Origin of the sequence: Kitasatospora sp. NPDC093558 (assembly GCF_040683475.1) — a bacterium.
GTDB lineage: Bacteria > Actinomycetota > Actinomycetes > Streptomycetales > Streptomycetaceae > Kitasatospora.
The window spans coordinates 1-4,755 of sequence record NZ_JBFBDY010000493.1 but is presented as its reverse complement, the minus strand read 5'-3'; the positions used below and the strand labels follow the sequence as shown (position 1 = coordinate 4,755).

Annotated in this window: 6 protein-coding genes; 3 read left to right on the top strand and 3 right to left on the bottom strand. The window is 73.0% G+C overall.

The genetic code is table 11. The features are described from left to right. The coding region (locus AB0O00_RS29885; protein WP_363657023.1) for a substrate-binding domain-containing protein at window positions 1-428 on the top strand (428 nt) is incomplete at its 5' end. 145 nt (window positions 429-573) lie between these two features. On the opposite strand, the gene AB0O00_RS29880 is transcribed toward AB0O00_RS29885, so the two are convergent. Both AB0O00_RS29880 and AB0O00_RS29875 read right to left on the bottom strand, forming a co-directional pair. Further along, window positions 574-1,611: a sphingomyelin phosphodiesterase gene (locus AB0O00_RS29880; RefSeq protein ID WP_363657021.1), complete on the bottom strand. Its 1,038-nt coding sequence runs from the start codon at window positions 1,609-1,611 to the stop codon at window positions 574-576. A gap of 213 nt (window positions 1,612-1,824) precedes the next feature. Next, window positions 1,825-2,343, bottom strand: coding sequence for a GNAT family protein (locus AB0O00_RS29875; RefSeq protein ID WP_359974278.1), 519 nt, complete (start codon window positions 2,341-2,343; stop codon window positions 1,825-1,827). A 273-nt stretch (window positions 2,344-2,616) separates the two neighbouring features. On the opposite strand from AB0O00_RS29875, the gene AB0O00_RS29870 reads away from it, so the two are divergent. Next, window positions 2,617-3,036, top strand: coding sequence for a TOBE domain-containing protein (locus AB0O00_RS29870; protein WP_363657019.1), 420 nt, complete (start codon window positions 2,617-2,619; stop codon window positions 3,034-3,036). A 31-nt stretch (window positions 3,037-3,067) separates the two neighbouring features. Here the strand turns inward: AB0O00_RS29870 and AB0O00_RS29865 are convergent, their stop codons facing one another. Then, window positions 3,068-3,532, bottom strand: a complete 465-nt coding sequence (locus AB0O00_RS29865) for a molybdopterin-dependent oxidoreductase (RefSeq protein ID WP_363657017.1) — start codon at window positions 3,530-3,532, stop codon at window positions 3,068-3,070. Between the two features lie 283 nt (window positions 3,533-3,815). Here AB0O00_RS29865 and AB0O00_RS29860 point away from each other — a divergent pair. After that, the coding region (locus AB0O00_RS29860) for a PucR family transcriptional regulator ligand-binding domain-containing protein (RefSeq protein WP_363657015.1) at window positions 3,816-4,755 on the top strand (940 nt) is incomplete at its 3' end.

Sequence of the window (4,755 nt, the reverse complement as noted above, 5' to 3'; positions counted from 1 at the left end):
GCTACTGCCCGCGCGCCGGCGTCCGTGGGGCGTGCGCCGTGGCGCCCGCGGTCGAAGAGCACCGCGCCGAGCTTCCCCTCGCAGGCGCGCACGCGGAGGCGCTGCGGCTGCTGTCCCGGCCGGACCGTCCGTCCGCCGTGTTCTGCACGACGGACGACCAGGCGATAGGCCTGCTGCGGGCCGCCGACGACCTGGGGATCCGGGTGCCGGAGGAGCTCGCGGTGGCCGGGTTCGACGACATCGCGGAGGCGGTGATCGCCGGTCCGGCGCTGACCACCGTCGAGACCGGGCAGGAGGACATGGCGCGGGCCGCCGTGGACCTGGTGCTCGGCGGCGCCGAGGGGCGGGTGACCGGAGCGCGGACCTTCCCGGCCCGGCTGGTGCTGCGCCGCTCGTGCGGCTGCCCGAACCCGTCCGGGCCGGTCTGAGGCCGGCCTGAGGCCGGACTGAGCCGCACGACCTCGCATGGTGTCCGCGCACGTCCGCGCATGACACCCGCCCGGGCCCGTACGGCGGCTGGTGGGGCGACCGCCGTACGGGCCGGGGGTGCACGCAACTCCCGTGGAGCTGGTGCTAGTTGAGCTGGAAGGTGGCCTCGACCGGGTAGTGGTCGCTGGGCGCGTTGGTGTCCACCTGGCCCGGGGTCCAGCCCGCCTGCGGGTCGAAGTCGATCCGGACGTTGGACATCGCGGTGGGCACCGGACGGCCGGGGGCGTTCAGGTAGCCGATGTAGTCGAGGTCGTCCCGGTAGTCCTTCGGGAAGGTCTCGACGCCGGACATGTACTGGCACCAGGCCGAGGCCGGGCAGTCCATGGTGTTCAGCGTCTGGTTCGGGTCGGTGGCCGGGGTGCCGAGGACGCCGTTCACCGCGTTCTGGGCGTTGGCGTAGTCGCCGCGGGCCTGGCCGTGGAAGTACTCGACGTTGAGGTCGCCGCCGATGAGGACCGGCGCGCTGGTGCCGGCGATGCCGTCGACCCAGCTGCGGATCTCGCCGAGCTGGCCGAGCCGGGTGGCCTGGGTGGTGTCGGTGGAGGTGTCCGACTCGTCGGCCTGGAGGTGCGTGCCGACGACCCACGCGGTGGCGCCGTTCTTGTTCACCTTGACCAGCGCGGCGCCCTTGTTGGCGTGGTAGTCCCAGGTGCCGTAGGTCGAGTTGCCGAAGACGTGGGCGTACTGGGCGGCGATCGGGTACTTCGAGAGGATCATCGTGCCGCCGTTGATGACGAACCACGAGCTGGAGCAGTTGCCGCTGATGCCGGTCCAGCCGCCGCCCGAGCAGGTCTGGCCGACCACCGGGGTGCGGTAGGGGTAGAGGTCGGCGAGCTTGGCGTTGATGTCGGCGGTCGAGCTGTTGTTGAACTGCTCGTCCAGGATGACGACGTCCGCGTTGTGCTGACGGACGATCTGCTCGATCACCGGGGTGCGGCGGGCGGCCTGCTCGTTCTGGGTGCTGTCGACGATGGCGGTGCCGAGGTCGACGTTGAAGGCGAAGACGGACAGCGTGGCCGGGGCCGCCTGGGTGCCGGCGACGGCGGTGGGGGCGGTGCCGCCGAGCAGCAGTGCGGCGGCGGCCGCCGAGGTGAGGGCGGTGGCCGTGCGACGCGAGAGCATGGGCGTTCTCCTGGGGGATTCGTCTACCCTGCGGATCCCGGCGGCCACGGGGTCACGGCCGCTCGGGGATGGCAGCGGAACGTTAACTACTGCCCAGTACATCGGGAAGAACGCGAGATGTCTGTACAGCCCTGACGAGATGTACGACGAGATGTCTGTACATCCTGGGGCCAGTTGTCCATGCACGCCGCCCGTTGCCGGCCGGACGGTCCGTCAGCCGTCGACGAGCTCCTCGGCCAGCAGGTCCATCAGCAGGTTGTCGTGCCAGGTGCCGTCCGGGCCGCGCTCGTAGCGGCGCATCGTGCCGACGGGCCGGAAGCCGACCTTCTCGTAGCAGCGGATCGCGGCGGCGTTGTCGGCGGCCGGGTCGATGATCAGCCGGTGGTAGTGGTGGTCGCGCACGAGGTGCCGGGCGAGGGTGCGGACCGCGTCGGTGCCGAGGCCGAGGCCGTGGACGCCCGGGTCGAGGTAGAGGTCCATGCCGGCGTGGCGGTAGTCGTCGTCGTTGTTGGCGTACCACTGGATGGCGCCGACCACCTTGCCGCCCAGCTCGACGGCGAGGGTCTCGGTGTCGGGCGATTCGAGGTCGGTGGCGACCTCGTCGACGAGGTCCTCGCCGCCGCGCCAGCGGGCGTAGACCTCGGGCGTGCCGCGGATCGCCGCCAGCGCCGGGATGTCGTCCCCGGTGGCGGGCCTGAGCGTGACGAGGGTGCCGTGCAGGATCGTCCCCATATGCGGCATGTTGGCACGGAAACCGGCGTCGGGCGAGTGGTTAAAGGGCCTTGTCCCAGCGGCTTCGCTCCGGGCCTGGTCGGAACATCGAACCGAGCCCGGACCGGCGGATGCGAGGGCGCGGGGGTGATCGTCCTAGTAGCTGCGATACGCCTCCGGAGGGACCATCAAACCCTGTCTGACCTGCGATTTTTCGATCGGTAAGGTGGGGAGTGGACACGGCCGGAACCTCCTCCGTTCCCACTCCGGGAACACGATCGGAAGGCACCTCTCATGAGCCTCAGCATCCGCAACCAGCTGCCCGGCACCGTCAGCTCCGTCACGACCGGTGAGGTGATGGCCACCGTCAAGGTCCGCCTCGACTCCGGGCAGGAGCTCACCGCCGCCGTCACCGTGGACGCCGTCAAGGACCTCGGGCTGGGCGCGGGCAGCTCCGTGCAGGCCCTCGTGAAGTCCACCGAGGTCGCCCTGGCCTCCGGCCCGGTCGCCGGGCTGAGCATCCGCAACCAGATCCCCGGCACGGTCACCGAGGTGGCCACCGGCGGCGCCATGGCCGGGGTCAAGGTCGACGTCGCGGGCGGCGCGCTGACCGCCGCGATCACCGCCGACGCCGCCGCCGACCTGGGCCTCGCGGCCGGTTCGTCGGTCGTGGCCCTGATCAAGTCGACCGAGATCTCGCTCGCGACGGCCTGAGCGGCCGCGGTCGTGCGAGCCGCCCGGGCCGTCAGCGGGCGGACTCGCCGAGCGGCCGGAATGCAGGCCCCAGCCACACGTCGGTGACGCCGCTGACGTAGCGGGCCCCGCAGTGGTCGTCCGGGACGACCAGCTGCGGCCCCGCCGCGTCCAGCGGGGCGCCGTCCATGCTGGTGGCCAGCAGGATCTCCTGGCCGCCGAAGTCCGGGTCGATCTCCGCCCAGGAGACGACCGCCCGGTGGCCGTCCGCGCCGCCGACCGACAGCAGGAAGCGCAGCCGCTGCTTGCGGCCGCTGAAGTCGATCCGCGGCCGGGCCGCGCGCAGCACGTCCCACAGGGCCGGGCCCTCGTAGCCGTGGCGCTGCTCGCCCTCCGTCCGGCAGTCGAAGCTCACCTCGACGCGGTGCGCGGGGAGGGTTCGCAGCTCGTCGACGGTCAGCTCGGCGGGCCGGTCCAGGTGCCCGTGCAGCCGGACGGTGGGTCTCGCCGGGGTCATGTGCTCGCCCTCCTCCCGGGCCGCTCCGCCGCAGCCCGGGAGAGGGTTACCCGAACGGGATCCACGGCATTCGCAGATGCGACGATGAAAGGAACCTTTCAGCCGCATCTGCGATGGATGATGCCCATCAGAGCCGGTAACCGCAATCGTCCGGACGGCCGGTTCCACACCCTGCCACCGACGCCCGCGCTGGATGATCCCACGAGAAGCCTCACCCCCTCACCACTTGCATTTACGATGCTCATGCGAATGTGAACCTTGCAAATGCGAGAGGCGGCGAAAAATGATCGTCGGTGACCTGCTGCACCTCGACAACCTCGGCATCCGGTCGGCCTGGAGCACACCGAACCTCCTCGACCGCCCGGTCACCGGCATCAGCTCCACCGACCTCCAGGACCCGGCCCGCTACCTCCAGCCCGGCGAGCTCGTGCTCACCGGCCTGGTCTGGTGGCAGCCCGCCGACGCCACCGGCGCGCTGCGCTTCGCCACCGCGCTGCGCAGCGCCGGCGTGGCCGCCCTGCTGGCCGGCGAGGGCACCCACGGCAGCGTCCCCGACAGCCTCGCCGAGGCCTGCCGCACCCACGGCATCCCGCTGCTCGCGGTACCCGCCGGGACCAGCTTCCGCGCCGTCACCGACCGCGTCTCCCTGCGGCTCTGGGGCGACCTGCGCGCCGGCTCGCAGGACACCGCCGCCATCCCGGAGACCGTCCGGCACGACCTGCTCGACCTGATCCACGCGGGCGCCGAGCCCGGCGAGGTGCTGGCGCACGCGGTCGGCCGGCTCGGCGTGCCGGACTGCTCGATCGCCACCGCCGGCGGCAGGGCCGTCGCCGCCACCGCCGCCCCGGTGCCGTCCGCCGGGCGCGGCGACGCCGGACTGCCGGTCGGCCCGCAGGACGGCTCGCCGTTCGACGGCTGGCGGCTGCGCCCGCACACCCGGGCCGCGGCGGCCGAGCCGATGCTGCGCGCGCTGGCCGACCTGCTCGCCCCGCTCGCCATCCGCGACCGCGCCGCCGCGGGCGCCCGGCGCACGGCCGCCGGACGGCTGCTGGACGCGCTCGCCGGGGACGGCGGCCTCACCGAGCCGCTCGCGGCCTGCGAGCTGGGCGGGGCCGAGACGCTGGTGGCGGTCACCGCGCGCATCGACGACGCGCGGGCCGAGCGGGACGACGACGGCGTGCCCCCCGCCTGGGCCGCGCACGCGCTGGCCGAGGCGCTGCACC